General features: G+C 67.7%; 18 protein-coding genes. 11 read left to right on the top strand and 7 right to left on the bottom strand.

Annotation, left to right across the window (positions count from 1 at the left end):
• Positions 1–35: 35 nt before the first annotated feature.
• Positions 36–701: a TetR/AcrR family transcriptional regulator gene (locus A5650_RS11130; RefSeq protein ID WP_067290536.1), complete on the bottom strand. Its 666-nt coding sequence runs from the start codon at positions 699–701 to the stop codon at positions 36–38.
• Between the two features lie 104 nt (positions 702–805).
• On the opposite strand from A5650_RS11130, the gene A5650_RS11125 reads away from it, so the two are divergent.
• Positions 806–2,254, top strand: coding sequence for a cytochrome P450 (locus A5650_RS11125; protein WP_067290535.1), 1,449 nt, complete (start codon positions 806–808; stop codon positions 2,252–2,254).
• Positions 2,255–2,271: 17 nt separating this feature from the next.
• On the opposite strand, the gene A5650_RS11120 is transcribed toward A5650_RS11125, so the two are convergent.
• Positions 2,272–2,943, bottom strand: a complete 672-nt coding sequence (locus A5650_RS11120; RefSeq protein WP_067290532.1) for a TetR/AcrR family transcriptional regulator — start codon at positions 2,941–2,943, stop codon at positions 2,272–2,274.
• Positions 2,944–2,999: 56 nt separating this feature from the next.
• On the opposite strand from A5650_RS11120, the gene A5650_RS11115 reads away from it, so the two are divergent.
• On the top strand, positions 3,000–4,433 hold the full coding sequence (locus A5650_RS11115) for a carotenoid oxygenase family protein (protein WP_067290530.1): 1,434 nt from the start codon (positions 3,000–3,002) through the stop codon (positions 4,431–4,433).
• 9 nt (positions 4,434–4,442) lie between these two features.
• Complete coding sequence (glsA, locus tag A5650_RS11110; protein ID WP_067290528.1) at positions 4,443–5,732, top strand: glutaminase A; 1,290 nt, start codon at positions 4,443–4,445, stop codon at positions 5,730–5,732.
• Here the strand turns inward: glsA and A5650_RS11105 are convergent.
• On the bottom strand, positions 5,721–7,325 hold the full coding sequence (locus A5650_RS11105) for an adenylate/guanylate cyclase domain-containing protein (RefSeq protein WP_067290525.1): 1,605 nt from the start codon (positions 7,323–7,325) through the stop codon (positions 5,721–5,723). The two genes, glsA and A5650_RS11105, sit on opposite strands and share 12 nt — an antisense overlap.
• Positions 7,326–7,370: 45 nt before the next feature.
• Here A5650_RS11105 and nucS point away from each other — a divergent pair, with 45 nt between their 5' ends.
• Both nucS and A5650_RS27320 read left to right on the top strand, forming a co-directional pair.
• Entirely contained in the window at positions 7,371–8,042 is a 672-nt protein-coding gene (nucS, locus tag A5650_RS11100) for an endonuclease NucS (protein ID WP_067290522.1), read from the top strand.
• Positions 8,042–8,335, top strand: a complete 294-nt coding sequence (locus tag A5650_RS27320; RefSeq protein ID WP_082950718.1) for an Rv1322 family protein — start codon at positions 8,042–8,044, stop codon at positions 8,333–8,335. Before nucS ends, A5650_RS27320 begins: the two co-directional genes overlap by 1 nt.
• Here A5650_RS27320 and mce read toward each other — a convergent pair.
• Positions 8,332–8,808: a methylmalonyl-CoA epimerase gene (gene mce, locus A5650_RS11095; RefSeq protein ID WP_067290519.1), complete on the bottom strand. Its 477-nt coding sequence runs from the start codon at positions 8,806–8,808 to the stop codon at positions 8,332–8,334. The genes A5650_RS27320 and mce overlap by 4 nt on opposite strands.
• A gap of 83 nt (positions 8,809–8,891) precedes the next feature.
• Between mce and A5650_RS11090 the strand changes: the two genes are divergently transcribed.
• The 3 genes from A5650_RS11090 to A5650_RS11080 are packed head-to-tail and all read left to right on the top strand — an operon-like array spanning position 8,892 to position 11,404.
• Positions 8,892–10,073 carry an acetyl-CoA C-acetyltransferase gene (locus A5650_RS11090; RefSeq protein WP_067290516.1) on the top strand — a complete coding sequence of 394 codons (1,182 nt, stop codon included), beginning with the start codon at positions 8,892–8,894 and terminating at the stop codon, positions 10,071–10,073.
• A 43-nt stretch (positions 10,074–10,116) separates the two neighbouring features.
• Positions 10,117–10,497, top strand: coding sequence for a DUF3817 domain-containing protein (locus A5650_RS11085; protein ID WP_156744085.1), 381 nt, complete (start codon positions 10,117–10,119; stop codon positions 10,495–10,497).
• 13 nt (positions 10,498–10,510) lie between these two features.
• Complete coding sequence (locus tag A5650_RS11080; protein ID WP_197501837.1) at positions 10,511–11,404, top strand: tetratricopeptide repeat protein; 894 nt, start codon at positions 10,511–10,513, stop codon at positions 11,402–11,404.
• Positions 11,405–11,418: 14 nt separating this feature from the next.
• Here the strand turns inward: A5650_RS11080 and glgB are convergent, their stop codons facing one another.
• Entirely contained in the window at positions 11,419–13,632 is a 2,214-nt protein-coding gene (gene glgB / locus A5650_RS11075; protein WP_067290509.1) for a 1,4-alpha-glucan branching protein GlgB, read from the bottom strand.
• Positions 13,633–13,636: 4 nt separating this feature from the next.
• Positions 13,637–15,724 carry an alpha-1,4-glucan--maltose-1-phosphate maltosyltransferase gene (locus A5650_RS11070; RefSeq protein ID WP_067290505.1) on the bottom strand — a complete coding sequence of 696 codons (2,088 nt, stop codon included), beginning with the start codon at positions 15,722–15,724 and terminating at the stop codon, positions 13,637–13,639.
• Between the two features lie 218 nt (positions 15,725–15,942).
• On the opposite strand from A5650_RS11070, the gene A5650_RS11065 reads away from it, so the two are divergent.
• The 3 genes from A5650_RS11065 to A5650_RS11055 all read left to right on the top strand — a co-directional run bounded on the left by A5650_RS11065 (position 15,943) and on the right by A5650_RS11055 (position 20,250).
• Positions 15,943–18,567, top strand: coding sequence for a glycosyltransferase family 1 protein (locus A5650_RS11065; protein WP_067290501.1), 2,625 nt, complete (start codon positions 15,943–15,945; stop codon positions 18,565–18,567).
• Between the two features lie 4 nt (positions 18,568–18,571).
• Positions 18,572–19,417: a virginiamycin B lyase family protein gene (locus tag A5650_RS11060; protein WP_067290498.1), complete on the top strand. Its 846-nt coding sequence runs from the start codon at positions 18,572–18,574 to the stop codon at positions 19,415–19,417.
• 104 nt (positions 19,418–19,521) lie between these two features.
• Positions 19,522–20,250, top strand: coding sequence for an MspA family porin (locus A5650_RS11055; protein ID WP_231992597.1), 729 nt, complete (start codon positions 19,522–19,524; stop codon positions 20,248–20,250).
• A gap of 7 nt (positions 20,251–20,257) precedes the next feature.
• Here the strand turns inward: A5650_RS11055 and A5650_RS11050 are convergent, their stop codons facing one another.
• The gene (locus tag A5650_RS11050; RefSeq protein ID WP_067290491.1) at positions 20,258–21,688 is read right to left on the bottom strand and encodes a neutral zinc metallopeptidase; all 1,431 of its coding nucleotides are present in this window, start codon (positions 21,686–21,688) and stop codon (positions 20,258–20,260) included.
• Between the last annotated feature and the right edge of the window lie 35 nt (positions 21,689–21,723).

The raw sequence follows: 21,723 nt of genomic DNA, 5'->3' as shown, positions 1-21,723 counted from the left end.
GACGATCTGCGGCAGAACTCGAAACCTCGCCTTTGTCAGTCGCGTTCCTGGACTAGCCGCGCTCGCGCGACCCCGGCGGCTCCGTCGCCGGTGATCAACCACAGCGTCGTCAGTTGCGAGACGAGGTCGTCCACCGTGATGCGGGCGCTTCCATCGACAAAGGCCAAGATCGCATCGGCGGTGCCGCCGACGACGAACGCGGGCGCGATCAACGCCAGCGGATCGTGTTCGAGTTCTACACCGTGAACGGCACGCGCGTGACCGATCAGAACACCGGTCAGGCTGCGCATCACCGCGACCCGGTGTGCGCGCATCGCCGGAGTCGCCGCCACGCCACCCAACAGCACCCGCGCCCGACGCGGGTCGTCGACCAAGCTGTGCACGAGGGCGCCTACAGCCACGAACGCCTGTTGTGCAAGGGATTCCGACTGCGCAGCGGCCACCGCCGTCACGGTCGCCTCGCGCACCGCCGCGGCGATCTCGTCGATCACCGCGTCGGCGACCGCGTCGACATCAGCGAAGCTTTCGTAGAAGTACCGCTTGTTGAGTCCGGCGTCGGCGCACAGCCGCTCGACGGTGATGTCGCGCCACTCGTCGCGGCCCATCACCTCCAGGGCCGCCTCGAGCAGGCGCGAGCGGCGTTGCTGGCGGCGTTCCGCACCGGAAACGCCCCCGTAGCTGCGCGGTGACGACGGGGCCATGGGTCGATCGTCGCACCCCCGGCGCGTCGAGGGAGAAGCCATTGACAACAGTTCGGCAAATTTGGCACGGTTACGTACCAGATAGTCGACGAAGGGCTCGGCCGATGATCAACCTCCTGGATGCCGTCGCTCCGCCGACCTCACTGGTCGACGCGCGGCAACGACTTCAGGGAATGGGCGCGTCGATCGCGAACCGCTGGCCGAGCCCCGACCGCCCGCTGGCCAAACCGCCGGCTGGGTCGGGACTGGCCCCGGTGATGGGCAACTACGGGGCGCCGTACCTCGGCCATGTCCTCGCCTCGCTCGCCGATCCGCTGGAGTTCGCACGGCACCGCTACGCGAAGTACGGCCCGGTGTCGTGGGCCGGCGGCGTTGGGTTTCGCGTCGTCGCGCTGATGGGACCCGAAGCGCTCGAGGCCGCGTGGGTCAATCGCGACAAGGCGCTGTCGAGCACGCGCGGATGGCAACCGGTGATCGGCCCCTTCTTCCATCGCGGCATCATGCTGCTCGACTTCGAGGAACACCGCGATCATCGACGCATCATGCAGCGGGCGTTCACGCGCACGGCGCTCAACACGTATCTCGCGTGCACCGCCGACGGCATCGACCGCGGTCTGGCGACATGGCAACCGGCCACCCGATTCCCGATGTATCCGTCGATCAAGCAACTGCTGTTGCGACAGGCCGCCGAGGTGTTCGTCGGGACCGCGCTCGGCGCGGAATCCGATCAACTCATCGGCGACTTCCACGACACCGTCCACGGCGGCCAGGCGATCATCCGCGCGGACGTTCCCGGCGGGACGTGGGCGCGCGGCCTGCGGGCTCGCAAGCGCCTCGAGCGTTACTTCGGCGGGCAGATCGCGGACCGGCGCCGGGGCGACGGCACCGATTTGTTCTCGATGCTGTGCCGCAGCGAATCCGAAGACGGGCAACGCTTCACCGACGCCGACATCGTCAACCACATGATCTTCCTGCTGATGGCCGCTCACGACACCACGGCGATCGCGCTGGCCATGCTCGTCTACGAGCTGGGCCGAAATACGCACTGGCAGAACATTCTTTGGGAAGAGGCCGTCGATCGTCCGATCGACGCGCCCACCCTCGACGACCTCGAGCGGTACCCGATGCTGGACGCGGCGTTCAAGGAGGTCCTGCGTATGTACGCCCCTGCCGGAACCCTGTTCCGACAGGCCATCCGCGACACCGAGATCTGCGGACACTACATCCCGCGCAAGAGCCAGATCGCGATCAGTGTGCACGCGTCGATGCGGCTGCCCGACTGGTGGCCCGCCCCCGACACGTTCGACCCCTCGCGGTTCAGCGACGCCGACAACCGCGTGGCCGTCAACCGGTACGCATTCGCGCCCTTCGGCGGGGGCGCCCACAAGTGCATCGGCCAGCAGTTCGCCGACATGACGGTCAAGACCGTGATGCTCAAGCTGTTGCGCCGGTTCCGTTGGAGCGTGCGCGACGGGTACCGCGTCCCGCTCACGTGGGGCACCGGGCCGACCCCCGCCGACTCATTGCCGATCGAACTCCAACGGCTCGGGTGAGCGCCGGCTAGTAGCGCCTACTGTTCGGGCAGCGTGGCCAGCGCGGCGCTCAGCGACTCCATGGTCCGGTCACGCTCGTCGCCCATGCCGACCAGCGTGTCGACGATCAGCGGGCCGAGTATCTGCGTCAGGCCGTGGCCCTCGTGCCCGAAGAAGCCCGCGATCTCGAGAAGCACCGCACCGTGGCTGATGCTCCACAGCCGTCCCGCGACCGCGGCCTCGCCGTCGTCGCGGATGCGGTCGGCCTCGATCATCCGGCGCACGCCGTCGAGGAGCGCCTCGAACGACATCGCCCACTCGCTGCGGGCGGTCGCACTGCCGGTGACGGTGAGGTCGGCGTGATACCGGTTCAATGACTCGGCCGCCGTGCCGAACATCATCTGGTAGCGCTGCGGGTTCTGCAGCGCGAATTCGCGGTAGCGCCCGCCCATCACGAAGAAGTCGGCGACGGGATCCTCGGTCTGGGGCACCTCGGTCAACGCGCGCGTGAAGCGGACGAACGATTCTCCGGCAATCGCGTCGATCAGCCCCGACATCCCACCGAAATGCGTGTACACCGCCATCGTGGAGGTCCCGGTCTCGGCGGCGAGCTTGCGCGCGCTGAGGGCGGCCAGACCATCTCGTTCGAGGATGCGGATGCCGGCTTCGACCAGCTGCTCCCGCGGACCACCGCCGTTCACCCTTGCCATGCTGCCATAACGGTGTTATACAGGACACACCATAACGCTGTTATAAGGGTGTCCCGATGACGAACCGTTACCTCGAAGGCGCCTTCGCGCCGATCCACGAAGAGCACACGCTGACCGATCTCGAGGTCGTCGGGACGATTCCCGACCATCTCGACGGCCGGTACCTGCGCAACGGGCCGAACCCGATCGGAGCGCTCGATCCCGAGCTGTACCACTGGTTCATCGGCGACGGAATGGTGCATGGCATCCGCATCCGCGAAGGCCGGGCGGAGTGGTACCGAAACCGGTGGGTCCGTGGTCCGCAGACCGCTAGGGCGCTGGGGGAGAAGTCGCCGAGGGGCGATTTCCCGATCTCGGGCATCGGTGCGAACACCAATGTCATCGGGCACGCGGGTAAGACACTCGCGTTGATCGAGTCCGGTGTCACCACCGTCGAACTCACCGACGAACTGGACACCGTCGGGGCATGTGATTTCGACGGCACGCTGACCGGCGGGTACACAGCGCATCCCAAGCGCGATCCGGAAACAGTTGAGCTGCACGCCGTTTCGTACAGCATGTACCGCGGCAACACCGTGCAGTACTCGGTGATCGGCGCCGACGGGCGCGCACGGCGCACTGTCGACATCGAGGTCGCGGGCAGCCCGATGATGCACGACTTCTCGCTGACCGAGAACCATGTCGTGTTCTACGACCTACCGGTGACGTTCGACGCCGAGACGGCGGTGCAGATGACGGTGCCGCGCGGTCTGCGCCTCGTCTCGCGGCTCGTGTTGTCGTCCCTCATCGGGCGGGTGCGCATTCCTGATCCGGTCAGCGCGCGGCAGCCGCGCGGCGAGACCAAAGATCGCCGGTTCCCGTACTCCTGGAATCCGCGCTACCCCGCGCGGATCGGCGTGATGCCACGTGACGGAGGCAATGCCGATGTGCGCTGGTTCGACGTCGAACCCTGCTACGTGTTCCATCCGATGAACGCCTATGACGACGACGGAACCATCGTGCTCGACGTCGTGCGGCATCCGAAGATGTTCGACACCAACCACCTCGGCCCGGACGAGGGACCCCCGACGCTCGATCGCTGGACGGTCGACCTCGCCGACGGTAAGGTCCGCGAATCGCGCATCGACGATCGTGGGCAGGAGTTCCCGCGTGTCGACGAACGCCGGGTCGGTAAGCGCCACCGCTACGGGTACGCCCCCAGCGTCGCAGACGGTGAGGCCGGCGACGTCCTGCTCAAGCACGACTTCGTCGGCGACCGTACCCAGTCGCGGTCGTTCGGTACGGGAAAGGTGCTCGGGGAGTTCGTTTTCGAACCGTTGTCGGCCGACGCCGCCGAGGATGACGGCGTGCTGATGGGCTATGTCTACGACCGTCGCACCGACCGCAGCGAGTTGGCTCTGCTCGACGCGCAGACCCTCGAAGACGTCGCGAGCATCAAGCTGCCCCACCGCGTGCCCGCGGGCTTCCACGGCAACTGGGTGCCGTCCTAGGATTCGCTCATGGCCGAACTGGTGCAGCGGTACCTGGACCAGATCCGCGCGGAACAAGCCGACAACAACGACGGCAAGCTGGCCGACTACATCCCGGAACTCGACCGCGTCGACCCCGACGGATTCGGCCTGTCGCTGTCCATGGCTGACGGCTATGTCTACGAGTCCGGCGACACTGCAGTCGAATTCACCATCCAATCGGTGTCCAAACCGTTCACCTACGCGCTCGCGCTCGAGTGCATCGGCATGGACGCCGTGGACGCCAAGATCGGGGTCGAACCCTCTGGTGAGGCGTTCAACGAGATAAGCGTCGACGAGAGCACGAAGACACCGAAGAACGCGATGATCAACGCCGGTGCGATCGCCGCGGTCTCCCTCGTTCCCGGGGCCACGGCCGACGACCGGTTCGCCAAGATCCACGAGTTCTATTCGACGTTCGCGGGCCGCGAACTCGCCGTCGATCACGGGGTCTACACCTCGGAGCAAGCGAGCGGCAGCCGCAACCGCGCGATCGCCTATATGCTGCAGAGTTTCGGCGTTCTCGACGGTGACCCGGACGAGATTCTGGACGTCTACTTCCGGCAGTGCTCGATCGAGGTGACGAGCACGGATCTGGCCAGGATGGCCGCGACTCTGGCGCGTGGTGGCGTCGAACCGGTGACGGGCCGACGCGTGACCACCGCGGCGGTCGTGCAGCGCACGCTGAGCGTGATGACCACCTGCGGCATGTACGACGCCACGGGCGACTGGGTGAGCGCCGTCGGCATGCCCGCGAAGAGCGGTGTCGGCGGCGGCATCGCGGCCGTGCTCCCCGGACAGCTCGGCATCGGGGTGTACTCACCGCTGCTGGACGCCAAGGGCAACAGCGTGCGGGGCGTACAGGTGTGCCGCAGTATGTCGGCGAACCTGGGGCTGCACTTCTTAGCGCACACCCGCGAGTCCCGCTCCACGATCCGCAATGCGTACGACGTCGCCGCGGGCGTGCGGATCTTCGAGCTGCACGGCGACCTGCTGTTCGCGGGGGCCGAGCAGGTGCTGCGCAGGGTGGAACGCGAACGCGACGCGTTCGACGTCGCCATCCTCGAGTTGTCGCGGGTCGACGACATCGACGACGCCGCGCGTCGCATGTTCGCCGGCATGCGCGAGTCGCTCGTCGCCGCGGGCAAGGAGGGATTCGTCGTCGATCCCGACCGGGTTCTGGAGGAGACTCCGACGGAAGGCACGGTCGCCCGGGTGTTCGGGAGCCTCGACGAGGCGCTCCGCGCCGCGGCGACCGCGCCCGGGGTGTCAGGCGGGTAGGGCCAACCGCGTCGGCTCGTCGTGCCCGCGCAGTGTCACCTCGTCACCCAATCGCCAATGTGCACACTCGCTTTCGCCGGCACCGGATATCGCGTCCGCGCTGGCGAGGACGTGACCCGGTGTCTCCTTGGCCAGTTCGCACAGCCGGGCCGCCTCGTTGACGGGCTCGCCGATCACGGTGTACTCGAAGCGTTCCCTGGCCCCGACATTGCCCGCCACCGCCTCGCCTGCGGCCACCCCGATGCCGGCGTCGAACTCGGGCACCTCCTCGTGAATGCGGCGGGCGATCGCCCTGGCGGCGGCCAGCGCCGAATCCTCGGGGTTCTCCAGCCGCACCGGGGCGCCGAACACCGCGAGCGCACCGTCACCTTCGAACTTGTTGACGAAGCCGTGGTGGCGGTCGACCTCCTCGACGACCACCGCGAAGAACCGGTTGAGCAGGTCGACGACCTCGGTGGCGCGTTTGGCCGTGACCAACTTCGTCGACCCGATGATGTCGACGAAGATCACCGCGACGTGACGCTCCTCGCCGCCGAGTTTGGGCCGCTGCTTTTCCGCCTCGGCGGCGACCTCGCGTCCGACGTGGCGTCCGAAGATGTCGCGCAGGCGCTCGCGTTCCTTCAGCCCCTGCACCATCGAGTTGAATCCCCGTTGCAGCTCACCGAGTTCGGTGCCGTCGAAAACGACCAGATCGCAGTTCATGTCGCCGCGCTCGACGTGTTTGAGCGCGGCGCGCACGGTCCGTAGCGGCGTCGCGGTCAACCACGACAGGATCCACATCAGCACGAAACCGAATGCCAACGCGAACAGTGCCAGGATGATCACGGCGACGGTGAACTGCGTCGGGGTCACATTGCGCAGAGCCAGGGTGAGGATCGCTGCCAGCAGGATGCCGAGCACCGGGACCCCGGATCCCAACGCCCACACCAACATCGTGCGGCCCATGATCCCCGCGGCGAACCGGCGCGGCGGGCGGCCCGCCTCGAGCGCCTGGGCGGCCACGGGCCGAAGCGCGAACTCGGTGAAGAGGTAACAGCTCGCCGACACCACGATGCCGGGAAAGCTGATGCCGAGCGCGACCTTCGGGATGAAGTTCACGTCCACCAACCCGTACAGCAGGGTGATCAGCGCGGTGCCCACGCCCCACAGCGCGAGCAGCACCCGCGTGAGCCGCCATGGCGCGTAGAACGTGTTGCGCTGATCGCGCAGGGTTGGTGTGCGCTCCTCGATGGCCCAACGCACGTTGTTCATCACCCGGAGGGTCGCCCAGATGACGCCGACCACGAGCGCGGCCAGGATGTAGGCGGGCGCCACGATCGCGGTGATCCAGCGGACGTCGGGGTCGAAGACGCTGGGAACCGGGAACGTCACGGTGACAACGAGGACCGCGACGCCGATGCCGATCAGGTTGGCGATCACCACGATCGTCGTCAGGATGATCTGGATCCTGATGCGACGCCGATGCTGGCTTTCGGATTCCTTGCCCAGCAGCCATGACCCGTAGTCCGGGGCGTCGGTCAGCCGTCCACTCTGGCGCGTGACCTTCTCCAGGACGCGACCCAGCCTGTGTGCGACGCTCCTATTGGCGGTCATCGTCCCCTCAGCCTAAATTGCCGATCGGCCACCTAAGGTGGTCGGGTGCGTCTCGTGATCGCCCAGTGCAGCGTCGACTACGTCGGACGCCTGACCGCACACCTGCCTTCGGCGCGGCGGCTGCTGCTGATCAAGGCGGATGGTTCGGTGAGCGTGCACGCCGACGACCGTGCCTACAAGCCGTTGAACTGGATGACCCCGCCGTGTCGGCTCACCGAGGACACCTCGGGGCCCGAGACCGTCTGGGTGGTCGAAAACAAGGCCGGGGAGCAGTTGCGGATCACCGTCGAGGACATCGAGCACGACTCCACGCACGAGCTCGGAGTCGATCCCGGTCTGGTCAAGGACGGCGTGGAGGCCCACCTTCAGGAGCTGCTGGCCGAGCACGTCGAGCTGCTCGGTGAGGGTTACACGCTGGTCCGCCGCGAGTACATGACCGCGATCGGCCCGGTCGACCTGTTGTGCCGCGACCCGAACGGCGGGTCCGTCGCGGTCGAGATCAAGCGCCGCGGCGAGATCGACGGGGTGGAACAGCTCACCCGCTACCTCGAGCTGCTCAACCGCGACAGCCTGCTGGCCCCGGTCAGCGGCGTCTTCGCAGCCCAGCAGATCAAGCCGCAGGCGCGCACGCTGGCCACCGACCGCGGCATCCGCTGCCTCACGCTCGACTACGACAAGATGCGCGGCATGGACAGCGACGAGTTCCGGCTGTTCTGATGCCCCGCAAGCGCCCTCATCGGCGTTCCGAGCGTCCGCCGCCGTTGCCGGCGCCCCGCCGGATCGAGATCGGGCCGGACGGCTACGAATACGAGGTGCGCCCGATCGCCGCCGCGCGCGCTACGAAAACGTACCGGTGCCCGGGATGTGACCATGAAATCCGGCCCGGGACAGCGCATCTCGTGGTGTTACCGGCCGAGGAGGGGGAGCGGGCGCTCGACGAGCGTCGACACTGGCACACGCCGTGCTGGGCGCACCGGGGCACACGAGGCCCGACTCGCAAGTGGTCTTAGTGCTCCGCGTCCGCCGCGGGCTCGACGAGCTCGACGAGCACTCCGCCGGCGTCCTTGGGATGGATGAAGTTGATCCGCGAGTTGGCGGTGCCACGGCGCGGCGCGTCGTAGAGCAGCCGCACGCCGTCGGCGCGAAGGCGCTCGCTGAGCGCGTCGATGTCGCTGACGCGATAGGCGAGCTGCTGAAGGCCGGGGCCGCGCTTGTCGAGGAACTTGGCGATGGTCGAGGTCTCGTCGAGCGGCGCCATCAATTGGATCTGGGCGCTGCCGACCGGGGCGCCACGCACCGAGAGCATGGCCTCGCGCACGCCCTGGTCCTCGTTGATCTCCTCGTGCAGCACGATCATCCCGAGATGGTCGTGGTACCACTTGATCGCGGCGTCGAGGTCCGGCACTGCGATCCCCACGTGATCGATCGCCGTCACGAGCGCGCTCGCGAGCGCGGGACGTGCGTCTACGTGTTCGGTGGTCATAACGTAACGGTAACCTTGAGACAGATGTTTGCGGAATGTGTCATGAAACACACATGGCTATACCCACTCTTTGGAGGTAGTAAATGACCACGTCGGTGATCGTTGCTGGAGCGCGCACGCCCGTCGGCAAGTTGATGGGTTCGTTGAAGGATTTCTCGGGCAGCGATCTCGGCGCGATCGCGATCAAGGGGGCCCTCGAGAAGGCCAACGTGCCCGCCTCCGCCGTCGAGTACGTGATCATGGGCCAGGTCCTGACCGCGGGCGCCGGGCAGATGCCCGCCCGCCAGGCGGCCGTCGCGGCGGGTATCGGCTGGGACGTCCCCTCGCTGACCATCAACAAGATGTGCCTCTCGGGAATCGACGCGATCGCCCTGGCCGACCAGTTGATCCGCGCCGGCGAGTTCGACGTCGTCGTGGCCGGCGGCCAGGAGTCCATGACACAGGCGCCGCACCTGCTGATGAACAGCCGCGCGGGTTACAAGTACGGCGACGTCACCGTGCTGGACCACATGGCCTACGACGGTCTGCACGACGTGTTCACCGATCAGCCGATGGGCGCGCTCACCGAGCAGCGCAACGACGTCGACCAGTTCACCCGCGCCGAACAGGACGAGTTCGCCGCGCGCTCGCACCAAAAGGCCGCTGCCGCATGGAAAGACGGCGTCTACGCCGACGAGGTGGTGCCCGTACAGATTCCGCAGCGCAAGGGTGACCCGCTGGAGTTCTCCGAGGACGAGGGCATCCGTGCCAACACCACCGTCGAGTCGCTGGCCGGCCTGAAGCCGGCGTTCCGCAAGGACGGAACCATCACCGCCGGCTCGGCGTCGCAGATCTCCGACGGTGCCTGCGCCGTCGTGGTGATGAACAAGGCCAAGGCGCAGGAACTCGGGCTCTCCTGGCTCTGCGAGATCGGTGCCCACGGCGTCGTCGCCGGCCCGGACTCCACGCTGCAATCGCAGCCGGCGAACGCCATCAAGAAGGCCGTTGCGCGCGAGGGCATCTCCGTCGATCAGCTTGACGTCCTCGAGATCAACGAGGCGTTCTCCGCCGTCGCGCTGGCCTCGACCAAGGAGTTGGGCGTCGATCCCGAGAAGGTCAACGTCAACGGCGGCGCAATCGCCATCGGCCACCCGATCGGCATGTCCGGCGCCCGCATCACGTTGCACGCCGCGCTCGAGCTGTCCCGGCGGGGCTCTGGCTACGCCGTGGCGGCGCTGTGCGGGGCGGGCGGACAGGGCGACGCGCTGATCCTCCGCGCACCGTAAGACCTACGACACCGCGTAGTAATCGGCCCGGCTTTCGGGCACAATGGCGGCCATGACTCGCCTGCTGAACCAGCGCACCGTCGCCGGGTGGTTTCGTTTCGTCGCCCTGCTCGAGGCCGTGAGCTGGGTCGGACTGCTGATCGGCATGTACTTCAAGTACGTCGGCACGCCGCGCACCGAGCTCGGCGTCAAGGTGTTCGGGCCGGTGCACGGGGCGGTTTTCGTGGCCTTCGTCGTGTTCGGAATTCTGGCGGCGATCGCGTTCCGGTGGGCGGCGGGCACCTGGTTGCTGGGGATTGTCGCGAGCATCGTGCCCCTGGCCAGTGTGATCTTCCTCATGTGGGCGGATCGCACCGGCCGGTTGGGGGCCCCCGCGGTCGCGGCCGTCGCGCAACCGGGGCGGCCGGTGCCCGAAACGACGTGACAAACTTATGGACGTGAGTCGTCCACGCCCCTCTATCGCGGCCTCCATGGCCGGTGCGGTTGATCTGTCCGCCCTCAAACAGCGGCCCTCGACGGGTGACGGCGGTGCGTCGGCGCCCTCGGGTGGAGTGGAGGTCACCGAGGCCAATCTCGAAAACGAGGTGCTGGTCCGGTCGAACCAGGTTCCCGTCGTGGTGCTGCTCTGGTCACCGCGCAGCGACGCCAGCGTCCAGCTGGGTGATGCCCTCGGCCAACTGGCTTCCGCCGACGGCGGTAAGTGGTCGCTGGCGACGGTCAACGTCGACGTCGTCCCGCGCGTCGCGCAGATGTTCGGCGTTCAGGCGATCCCGACCGTCGTGGCGCTGGCCGCCGGTCAACCCCTGGCGAGCTTCCAGGGCATGCAGCCGCCGGAGCAGTTGCGCCGCTGGGTCGACTCGCTGCTGAACGCGGTCGCGGGCAAGTTGCCCGGCAGCGGTGAGGCGGAGGAGGCCGAAGAGGTCGATCCCGAACTCGCCCAGGCGCGTTCGTATCTGGACGAAGGCGACTTCGATGCCGCGCGCACCGCGTACCAGGCGATCCTCGATGCGAACCCCAATCACGTCGAGGCCAAGGGCGCCGTCCGTCAGATCGAGTTCCTGCAGCGCGCGACCTCGCAGACGCCCGATGCGATCGCCGCCGCCGACGCGGCCCCCGACGACATCGAGTTGGCGTTCGCCGCCGCCGACGTCGAGGTGCTGCAGCAGAACGTCGCCGCGGCCTTCGATCGGCTCATCGGGCTGGTCAAGCGGACCACCGGCGACGACCGCACCAAGGTGCGGACCCGCCTCATCGAGCTGTTCGACCTGTTCGACCCGGCCGATCCGGAGGTAATCGCCGGCCGTCGCAACCTGGCCAACGCGCTCTATTAGCTCGCGGGAGAACGCTAGTCGGGCGTGTACTCGAACCACAGCGCGGACAGCGGCGGCAGCACCATGACCGCCGACGCCGGTCGACCGTGCCACGGCTCGTCGGTCGCCTCGACGGCGCCGTAGTTGCCGATGCCCGACCCGTTGTAGATGTCGGCGTCGGTGTTGAGCACCTCACGCCAGGTGCCCGCGTGCGGTAGGCCCAGGCGATAGTGCGTGTGCTCGGTGCCGGAGAAGTTGAACACGCACGCCAGCACGGAGCCATCGTCGCCGTAGCGAAGGAAGCTCAGCACGTTGTTGGCAGAGTCGTTGGCGTCGATCCAGCTGTAGCCCTCGGGGCGGGTGTCCTGCGACCACAGCGCGCGCCTGCTGCGGTAGATGGTGTTCATGTCGTGCACCATGCGTTGGATGCCGGTCGAGAAGCTGTTCTCGTCGAGCTGGTACCAGTCGACGCCGCGTTCCTCGGACCACTCGGCGCGCTGGCCGAACTCCTGACCCATGAACAGCAGCTGCTTACCCGGGTGCGCCCACTGGTAGGCCAGCAGGCTGCGCAGGCCGGCGGCCTTGTTGTGGTCGTTACCCGGCATGCGGCCCCACAGCGTGCCCTTGCCGTGCACGACCTCGTCGTGGCTGATCGGCAACACGTAGTTCTCGCTGAACGCGTAGAGCATCGAGAACGTGATCTCGTGGTGGTGGTAGCTGCGGTGGATCGGATCGCGCTTGATGAACTCCAGCGTGTCGTTCATCCAGCCCATGTTCCACTTCATCGAGAAGCCAAGGCCGCCAAGGTTTGTTGGCCTCGTCACGCCGGGCCACGATGTGGACTCCTCGGCGATCGTCACGATGCCGGGGGCGACCTTGTGCACGGTCGCGTTCATCTCCTGTAGGAACTGCACGGCCTCGAGGTTCTCGCGACCGCCGTAGATGTTCGGCGTCCAGCCGCCCTCGGGGCGTGAATAGTCCAGGTAGAGCATCGAGGCGACCGCGTCTACTCGCAGGCCGTCGATGTGGAATTCCTGCAGCCAGTACAGCGCGTTGGCCACCAGGAAGTTGCGCACCTCGGCGCGGCCGAAGTCGAAGACGTAAGTGCCCCAGTCCAATTGTTCGCCGCGGCGCGGGTCGGAGTGCTCGTAGAGCGCGGTGCCGTCGAAACGGCCGAGCGCCCAGGCGTCCTTCGGGAAGTGGGCGGGCACCCAGTCCATGATCACGCCGATGCCGGCCTGGTGCAGCGTGTCGACCACGTGCCGGAACTCGTCGGGTGAGCCCAGCCGTGACGTCGGCGCGTAGTAGGACGTGACCTGGTACCCCCACGAGCCACCGAACGGATGCTCGGCCACCGGCATCAACTCGACGTGGGTGAAGCCGTTCTCGACGACGTATTCGGTGAGCTGCGTGGCGAGTTCGCGGTAGCTCAGGCCCGGCCGCCACGACATCAGGTGGACCTCGAGCGTGCTCATCGCCTCGAAGACCGGGTTCTGCGCGGCACGGCGCGCCATCCACTCGTCGTCCGCCCATGTGTAGCTGCTCTTGGTCACCTTCGAGGCGGTCTTCGGCGGAACCTCGGTGGCGAACGCCATGGGGTCGGCGCGCTCGCTGACCGAACCGTCGGCGCCGTGGATGCGGAACTTGTACAACCCGCCGACCTCGAAACCCGGCCAGAACACCTCCCAGACGCCCGTCGAACCGAGCACACGCAGCTGCGCCTCGTTGGTGTCCCAGTGGTTGAACTCGCCGATGAGGCTGACGCCCTTGGCGTTCGGCGCCCACACCGCGAACGAGACGCCCTCGACGTCGCCGTCAGGCGTGGTGTAGCGGCGCGGGTGAGCACCGAGGATCTCCCACAGTCGCTCGTGGCGACCTTCGGAGAACAGATGCAGATCCATCTCGCCGAGCGTGGGCAGGAAGCGGTACGCGTCGGCCACGGTGTGCACGTGCGTCGCGCCGTCGCCGCCAGGATAGTGCACCTCGAGGCGGTAGTCGGCCAGATCGGTGAACGGCAACGCCACCGCGAACAGCCCGGATTCGATGTGCTGGAAGCTGTATCGCTCACCGCCGACGACGGCGACGACCTCGACGGCGTGCGGCCGATAGGCCCGGATCACGGTGTGGTCGTCGTACTCGTGCGCACCGAGCACCGAATGTGGGTCGTGGTGTTCGCCGGCCAGCAGCCGGTTGAGGTCGGCGGTGTGCGGCCGCAGATGTGGGCTGCTCGCCTGTCGGGTCTGCGTCATCTCGTCACTCCCTACGCAGCAGATTGAGTCGTTGGTCGGCGGGCACCTGCGGCATGTTCAAGACGTGTGCCACCGCGCGCACCGGGTCCAGACGCACGTAATTGGCCTGGCCCCACTGGTATTCGTCACCGGTGATCTCGTCACGCACCCAGAAACGGTCGTAGGGCTCCATCCCGAGCGCGGGCATGTCGAGCCACAGCGTGGCCTCCTCTGGCCCGAACGGGTTGAGCGTGACCACCACCAGCACCTGATCCCCGGTCACGGGATCGAACTTGCTGTACGCCAGCAGCGCGTCGTTGTCGGCGTGATGGAACTTGATCGTCCGCAACTGGTGCAGTGCCGGGTGCAGCTTGCGGATCTCGTTGAGCCGGGTGATGAACGGCTCCAACGATTCACCGTCGGCCAGCGCGGCGTCGAAGTCACGGGGTCGCAGTTCGTACTTCTCGGAGTTGAGGTATTCCTCGCTGCCCTCGCGGACCGGGCGGTGTTCGTAGAGTTCGAAACCCGAGTACACCCCCCAGGCCGAACTCATCGTCGCCGCAAGCACCGCGCGGATCGCGAACATCCCTGGGCCACCGTGTTGCAGGCTCTCGTGCAGGATGTCGGGCGTGTTGACGAACAGGTTCGGGCACGCATAGTCGGCGTGCTCGGCGATCTGCTCCCCGAACTCGGTGATCTCCCACTTCGCGGTGCGCCAGGTGAAATATGAATACGACTGGGTGAAGCCGAGTTTGGCCAATCCGTACAGCCGTGCCGGACGGGTGAACGCTTCCGACAGGAACAGGACGTCGGGGTGCTCGTTCTTCACCTGGCCGATCAGCCAGGCCCAGAAGTTCGGTGGCTTCGTGTGCGGGTTGTCGACCCGGAAGATCTTGACGCCGTGCGCGATCCAGTGCCGAACGACCCGCAGCACCTCTTCGTAGAGCCCGGCCGGGTCGTTGTCGAAGTTCAGCGGGTAGATGTCCTGGTACTTCTTCGGTGGATTCTCCGCATAGGCGATCGCGCCGTCGGGCAGCACGGTGAACCACTCGGGATGTTCCTTGGCCCACGGGTGGTCGGGCGCGCACTGCAGCGCGAGGTCGAGCGCCACCTCCATGCCGTCGTCGCGCGCCGCGGCCACGAACTCGTCGAAGTCCTCGATCGTGCCCAGGTCGGGGTGGACCGCGTCGTGCCCGCCCTCATCGCTGCCGATCGCCCACGGCGAGCCGACGTCATTGGGTGCGGCGGTGACGCTGTTGTTGCGGCCCTTGCGGTGCACCTTGCCGATCGGATGAATCGGCGGAAGGTAGACGACGTCGAAGCCCATGCGCGCGATGCGCGGCAACGCCTTGGTGGCGGTCGCGAACGTGCCGTGCACCGGGTTGCCCTTGGCGTCCCAGCCACCGGTGGAGCGGGGGAAGAACTCGTACCACGCGCTGAACCGCGCCTCCGGACGATCCACCCAGATGCCGTACTGCTCGCCGCGGGTGACCAACTCGCGCAGCGGATACTCGTCGAGCAGGCTGGTGACCTCCGGTGCGAGCGCGGCGCCGGCGCGGGTGAACGGGTCCCCGGGTTGGCGCAGCCGCGCCGCCGCCTCGATGAGCGGATAGCGGTGCTGGCGGGGCACGCCGGCCGAGGCGCGCTCCAGCAGCCGGGCCCCGATCAACAGATCGTTGGACAGCTCCGATTCGCTCTGACCCGCGTCCAGCTTGGCGGTCACGTTCTTGCGCCAGGTCGCGACCGGATCGCCCCAACCGTCCACGCGGAACGTCCACAGACCCGCGCAATCAGGGGCGAACGCACCGTGGAAGACGTCGGGGGTCCGACCGGTCGACATCGGCAGGTGTTGCGGCTTCTTGCGGGGTCCGGCCGTGAGCACGGTCTCGATCGGCACCGCCTCGGTGGTCTTGGCCAGCCCCGGCGGGTCGTCGGCGAGCCGAGGGTAGGCCGTGCCGTGATAGCGCACCACCAAGGTCGCGGCGACCGCGTCGTGGCCCTCGCGCCAGACCGTGGCCGCGACCGGAACGATCTCTCCGACGACCGCCTTGGCCGGATACCGCCCCCCGGAGACGACAGGCGCGACGTCATCGATTTCGATTCGACCGGCCACCTACCACTCCTTCTTCTGGCGCGGCCACCGAAGTGCTCCGCCGGCACCGCCGACGTGGCCGCTGTTCTTCTCGGTCGTGTTCAAGTCAAGTTCAATAAGCCTCGTCGCGCCCTATACCCACGTTAGTGCGCGACCCAACCCGAAGCGGGCGAAGCAGTCCGGCCGCGGACCCTGCGCAACGGCGGATTGTCAGTAATGTTGGGTCGCGTGATGGCCCGATGAAAGCCCTGAGAAGGTTCACCGTCCGCGCGCATCTGCCCGATCGATTGGCAGCGCTCGAGCGGTTGTCGGTCAACCTGCGCTGGTCGTGGGATCGGCCGACGCAGGATCTGTTCGAGGCGATCGACCCCGAGCTGTGGAAGCGGGTCGGATGCGATCCGGTGGGTCTGCTGGGTCAGGTCAGCCCGCAGCGCCTGGACGCGCTCGCCGACGACGAGGGGTTTCTGCACCGCCTCGACGGCCTGGCCGCTGATCTCGACGACTACCTCAGCCGCCCGCTGTGGTACCAGCAGGAGGTCGAGAACGGCGCACAGCTGCCCAACGGCATCGCGTACTTCTCGATGGAGTTCGGGGTCGCCGAGTCGCTGCCGAACTACTCGGGCGGACTCGGTATCCTGGCCGGCGACCACCTCAAGGCCGCATCGGATCTCGGGCTGCCGTTGATCGCCGTCGGACTGCTCTACCGCTCGGGCTACTTCCGGCAGTCCCTGACCGCCGACGGCTGGCAGCACGAGAGTTACCCGGCCATCGACCCGCAGGGTCTGCCGCTGCGACTGCTCACCGACCGCGACGGGCACCCGGTGCTGGTCTCGGTGGCGATGCCCAGCGAACAGGGCCTCGACAACCAGCTGCGGGCCCGGGTCTGGATCGCCCCGGTGGGCCGAATTCCGTTGCTGCTGCTGGACTCCGACGTCCCGGAGAACGACCACGAACTGCGCGGCGTGACCGACCGGCTCTACGGCGGCGACCAGGAGCACCGCATCAAGCAGGAGATCCTCGCCGGCATCGGCGGCGTCCGCGCGATCCGGGCGTTCATCGAGCTCGAGGGCCGGCCCTCGCCCGAGGTGTTCCACATGAACGAGGGGCATGCCGGTTTCCTCGGTGTCGAGCGCATCCGCGAACTCATCGACGCCGGGCTCGATTTCGACACCGCGCTGACCGTGGTGCGTTCGTCGACGGTGTTCACCACGCACACCCCTGTGCCCGCCGGTATCGACCGGTTCCCGGAGGAGATGGTGCGGCGGTACTTCGGCGGCTCCACCGACGGCCCATCGGGGGAGATGTCGCGGCTGCTGCCGGGCCTTCCCGTCGATCGCATCGTCGCGTTCGGCGAAGAGGACGATCCGACCAAGTTCAACATGGCCCATATGGGCCTGCGCCTGGCGCAGCGTGCCAACGGCGTCTCGCTGCTGCACGGCAACGTCAGCCGGCACATGTTCAACGAGCTTTGGCCGGGGTTCGATCCCGAAGAGGTGCCGATCGGGTCGATCACCAACGGTGTGCACGCACCGACCTGGGCGGCGCCGCAGTGGATGGAACTCGGGCGCGAACTGCTCGGCAGCGAGGACCTCAGCAGTGCGCGAGAGCCCGCGGTGTGGGGCCGGCTGCAGCAGGTCGACACCGGGCACCTGTGGTGGATCCGCTCGCAGCTGCGCGAGCAGCTCGTCGAGGACGTGCGCGCGCGGTTGCGTCGTTCCTATCTGGAGCGCGGTGCGGCCGAGGCCGAGCTGGGTTGGATCGCAACGGCTTTCGACCCGAACGTCCTGACGATCGGATTCGCCCGGCGGGTGCCGACCTACAAGCGTCTGACCCTGATGCTGCGCGACCCCGAACGCCTGGAACGGCTGCTGCTCAACGACGAACGACCGATCCAGCTCATCGTCGCCGGTAAGTCACACCCCGCCGACGACGGCGGCAAGGCGCTGATCCAGCAAGTGGTGCGGTTCGCCGACCGGCCCGAGGTCCGGCACCGGATCGCGTTCCTGCCCGACTACGACATGTCGATGGCCCGCCAGCTGTACTGGGGATGCGATGTGTGGCTGAACAATCCGCTGCGTCCGCTGGAGGCCTGCGGCACATCGGGCATGAAGAGCGCGCTCAACGGCGGGCTGAACCTGTCGATCCGCGACGGGTGGTGGGACGAGTGGTACGACGGCGAGAACGGCTGGGAGATCCCGACCGCCGACGGCCTGGCCGACGAGAACCGGCGCGACGACCTCGAGGCGGCCGCCCTCTACGACCTGCTCGAGACCTCGGTGGCGCCGAAGTTCTACGACCGCGACGAGCGCGGCGTCCCGGCGAGGTGGGTCGAGATGGTGCGGCACACGTTGATCGTGCTCGGGCCCAAGGTGCTGGCCTCGCGGATGGTGCGTGACTACACGGAGAAGTACTACGCGCCGGCGGCGCAGTCGCTGCGGCGGACCGTCGAACCGGGTGGTGATGGTGAACCATTCGGCGCCGCAAGGGATCTGGCGCACTATCGGCTGCGCGTCCAGGAGTCGTGGCCCAAGCTTCAGATCACCGACGTCGACAGCTACGGGCTGCCCGACACCCCGCTGCTTGGCTCGGAGCTGACGCTGACCGCCACCGTGTACCTGGCCGGTCTGCGGCCCGACGAGGTCGCGGTGCAAGCGGTGCTCGGCCGCGTCGACGCCGGCGATCACCTGGTCGATCCGGTGACCGTGCCGATGGCGCACACCGGGCCCGCCGACGGCGGCAAAGACGTGTTCTCGGCCACCGCGCCGTTGCCGGTCGCGGGACCGGTGGGCTACACGGTCCGGGTGCTGCCGCATCATCCGCTGTTGGCGGGTGACAACGAGCTCGGCCTCGTCACGCTCGCGTGACGGCATGACGCAAGCGCTCAAGGTCGCCGTCGACGGCCGTCCGTACGGGATCGCGGCCGGGCCCGACGGTGCGATGTGGGTGACGCTGGCCCAGGCACACGAGATCGCCCGGGTGACGGCGACCGGCGAGGTCACGCGGTACCCGGTCGGGCCCGACAGCCGCCCGATGGTCATCACCGCGGGCCCGGACGGCGCGCTGTGGTTCACCCGCAACGACGACAGGATCGGCCGCGTCACCACCGCCGGCGAGCTCAGCGCCGTCGATCTGCCCGACGGCAGCGACCCCTACGGCATCACCGTCGGACCCGACGGTGCGCTCTGGTTCACCGCGATGACGTCCGGGGTCGTCGGGCGAGTCTCGGTCGACGGTGAGCTGACGGAAACCCATCCGGTCGGCGGCGCCCCGTCGATGATCGTCTCCGGCCCCGACAACGCGCTGTGGTTCACCATGAACCAGGCCGGTGCAATCGGCCGGCTGACCCTGTCCGGTGAACTGACCGTGCGCGAAACCCCCACCGCCGCTTCGGGTCCCGTTGGCATCACCGCCACGCACGACGATGCGGTGTGGTTCACCGAGATCCTCGCCGAACGACTCGGCCGGATACCGATGGACGACGCGATCCAGGAGATCGAACTGCCCGGGAAGCCGCACGCGGTGATCGCCGATCCCAGCGACGGCGTGTGGGTGACCCTCTGGGGTTCGAGCCAGCTCGCCCGTGTCGGGGGAGACGGTGACGTCGTGACCATCGACCTGCCGCCTGGCAGCGAACCGCACGGGCTCGCGGTCGACGCCGAAGGCGCCGTGTGGGTCGCGCTGGAGGCAGGTCACGTCCTACGCATGCCCTCCTGACCGGGTGATCGGACCGATTCTGGGAGCATCCGCCCGCGGCTCACATCTCGCGCGGTAGGTTCCGAAGCGTTGCTAACGATGGAGGGTGGGCAGTGGCGGTTGGAATTGTGGTGCGACGAGGTATGACGCTGGTCGCGGTCGCGGGTGTCCTGGGCACTTTGGGGGTTGCACCCGCCTCGGCCGATCCGGAGGTCGAGCCGGTCGTCGCCGAGGTGCCCGCCGAGGGTGCACCGCCTCCGCCTCCGCCCGACGGGGCCGTCGAGTCGACGCCGCCCGCGGTGACCGACACCCCGAACGGGTGGACGTTGACGTTGTCGGCCAGAGAGGAGACGCAGGCGCCGATACCGCCGCTGACGACCGCCCTGTCGTCCCGCGAGTACGTCGTCGGCGGCACGTACCAGGGGTCGCTGGTCGGCTCGGAAGACGGTGAAGCGCCCCAGGGCACGCTCGAGGTCGGCTACGAAATCGGTTGCGGCATCGACATGAGCACGTCGAACGGTGTCTCGCTGACCGGCACCGCCGGTATCAACCCGTCGATCGGCTTGCTCGGCCTCACCGTCGCTCAGGGTTCAGACTTCGGAATCCTGCCGAGCCTCGGCAACAACTTCGGCGGCGGCATCACCGTCGGCCTCAAGCCGGGCCTGGTGAACGTGGTTCCGGTGACGAAGAAGGAGTTCACCGGCACCGACCCGTGGGTGATGGTCAGCGGTTTTCGGGTGAAGATCGACGGCTGCGTCGGCGAGTCGTTCATCCGGTCCTACGCCTATCTGGTGCACTCCACCGACCAGTCCGACGCGGTGCTGGCCTGGTACGGCGTGACCAAAAAGATCTGAGTGCCGCCTAGTCGAAGCGTTTGAAGCAGCGTTCGGTGTCGCCCAGGACACCGACGCGGAAGGCGTCGATGCGGGAGAACCCCGACGGCACCGATTCACCGTTGACATCGCTGGCCACCAAGCCGTTGGTGAGGATGCCCGACACGGCCTCGTCGACGTCGCCGGCCGTGAGCGCCACGGTGTTGCCGTCAGGGGTTGTCACGCTCTTGGACAGTTTGGTGGTCGCCACCCCGGTCAGGCACGCCGTGCGCAGCGCGGCCTCGGCGTTGTCCAGTGCGACGCCGCCGTGTTCGTTCTGAATCGCCTGCATGTAGCGCGACACCAGCACCGAGTAGGCGGTGTTGTCGCCGCTGGCCAGGCCGACCGGATCCTCGATGTCGGGCTGGGCGCCCATCTCTGCGAGCTCATCGAGATCGACCGCGATCGTGTTCGTGGCCGGACAGTAGGACACCGGCGGGCTCGGCCGCGCGTCGGTGCACTCGGCGCGTTCGAAGCTGAGCTGCGGCGGGTTCGCGGGTTTGAAGAGGATGCCCATCGCGTCCATGACCGATCGCACCGACTCTTCGGAGACGGGCCACTCGCCGGTCTCGTCCTCTTCCAGCAGCACCGGCAGATTGCCTCGGCGCTGGCCGATCTCGCGCATGTCGATGCTCGCACACGCCGAGGGCCCGTCGGTGAAGCCGAACTGGAAGGCCGATAGGCGTTCGAACGCCGAACCGTGTTCGTCGACACCCACTTCAGGGTCGTCCTCGCTCAGCAGCGGATCGCGGAAAGCGATGACGGCCGCCAACACGTTGTTGAGCCCGTCGCCTGTCGACAGTGTGAAGCGCGGCGAGTCGCCTTCGGCGACCCAGCGCATGTAGCCACCCGCGAGGCAATCGGCCTGTTGTTCGGAGACCAGAGTCGGGGTGTCGTCATTGGCCAGGCCTGCCAGCTTCTGCACCGCGTGCCCGTACTCGTGGGCGAGCACCATCGTCACGCCCATGTCGCCGAACTCCTGCCGCAGGCTCGGAAGAAGTTCGCCGCGATCCCATCCGATCGTGTTGTCGGTGTTGCAGTAGCCGGCGTTGACCAGACCATAGGTGTCGGTGTCGCAGAATCCGGTGCTGTCGAATCCGTTGGCGTCCCAGGAGTAGACGCGATCGACCGGCTCGAACTGGCCGTCGAAGGCGCTGCCGTAGGCGCCTTCCCAGAATTCCTCGATGTCGCTGATCGCCTGGCGGCCGAGCTCGTCGATCTCGCTGCCGTCGGTGCCCACCACCACGCGTGACGGGCCGCGTGCGTCCGGCCGTAAACCGGTGGGGCCGTCGGTCGCCGGCATGCCCGCGACGCGGAACGGATCGCTGAACACCGAAACGGGTTCGCCCCGTAGCGTGGTCGTGCACCCGGCCATCACAAGCACCGCCGAGAACACCGCCACGGCGCGGACTGGTTTCATGGACGCCGCCTTTCGCGTCGAGGCGGCCTGGGGCG

Source organism: Mycobacterium sp. 1164985.4 (assembly GCF_001668575.1).
Taxonomy (GTDB): domain Bacteria; phylum Actinomycetota; class Actinomycetes; order Mycobacteriales; family Mycobacteriaceae; genus Mycobacterium.
The sequence above is the reverse complement of the archived record's forward strand: the minus strand, read 5'-3'. Positions and strand labels throughout refer to the sequence as shown.

Coding starts and splice junctions, on each gene's coding strand:
- A5650_RS11130 (WP_067290536.1), bottom strand. CDS start 701: ATGGCCCCGTCGTCACCGCGCAGCTACGGGGGCGTTTCCGGTGCGGAA.
- A5650_RS11125 (WP_067290535.1), top strand. CDS start 806: ATGATCAACCTCCTGGATGCCGTCGCTCCGCCGACCTCACTGGTCGAC.
- A5650_RS11120 (WP_067290532.1), bottom strand. CDS start 2,943: ATGGCAAGGGTGAACGGCGGTGGTCCGCGGGAGCAGCTGGTCGAAGCC.
- A5650_RS11115 (WP_067290530.1), top strand. CDS start 3,000: ATGACGAACCGTTACCTCGAAGGCGCCTTCGCGCCGATCCACGAAGAG.
- glsA (WP_067290528.1), top strand. CDS start 4,443: ATGGCCGAACTGGTGCAGCGGTACCTGGACCAGATCCGCGCGGAACAA.
- A5650_RS11105 (WP_067290525.1), bottom strand. CDS start 7,325: ATGACCGCCAATAGGAGCGTCGCACACAGGCTGGGTCGCGTCCTGGAG.
- A5650_RS27320 (WP_082950718.1), top strand. CDS start 8,042: ATGCCCCGCAAGCGCCCTCATCGGCGTTCCGAGCGTCCGCCGCCGTTG.
- mce (WP_067290519.1), bottom strand. CDS start 8,808: ATGACCACCGAACACGTAGACGCACGTCCCGCGCTCGCGAGCGCGCTC.
- A5650_RS11090 (WP_067290516.1), top strand. CDS start 8,892: ATGACCACGTCGGTGATCGTTGCTGGAGCGCGCACGCCCGTCGGCAAG.
- A5650_RS11085 (WP_156744085.1), top strand. CDS start 10,117: ATGGCGGCCATGACTCGCCTGCTGAACCAGCGCACCGTCGCCGGGTGG.
- glgB (WP_067290509.1), bottom strand. CDS start 13,632: ATGACGCAGACCCGACAGGCGAGCAGCCCACATCTGCGGCCGCACACC.
- A5650_RS11065 (WP_067290501.1), top strand. CDS start 15,943: ATGAAAGCCCTGAGAAGGTTCACCGTCCGCGCGCATCTGCCCGATCGA.
- A5650_RS11060 (WP_067290498.1), top strand. CDS start 18,572: ATGACGCAAGCGCTCAAGGTCGCCGTCGACGGCCGTCCGTACGGGATC.
- A5650_RS11050 (WP_067290491.1), bottom strand. CDS start 21,688: ATGAAACCAGTCCGCGCCGTGGCGGTGTTCTCGGCGGTGCTTGTGATG.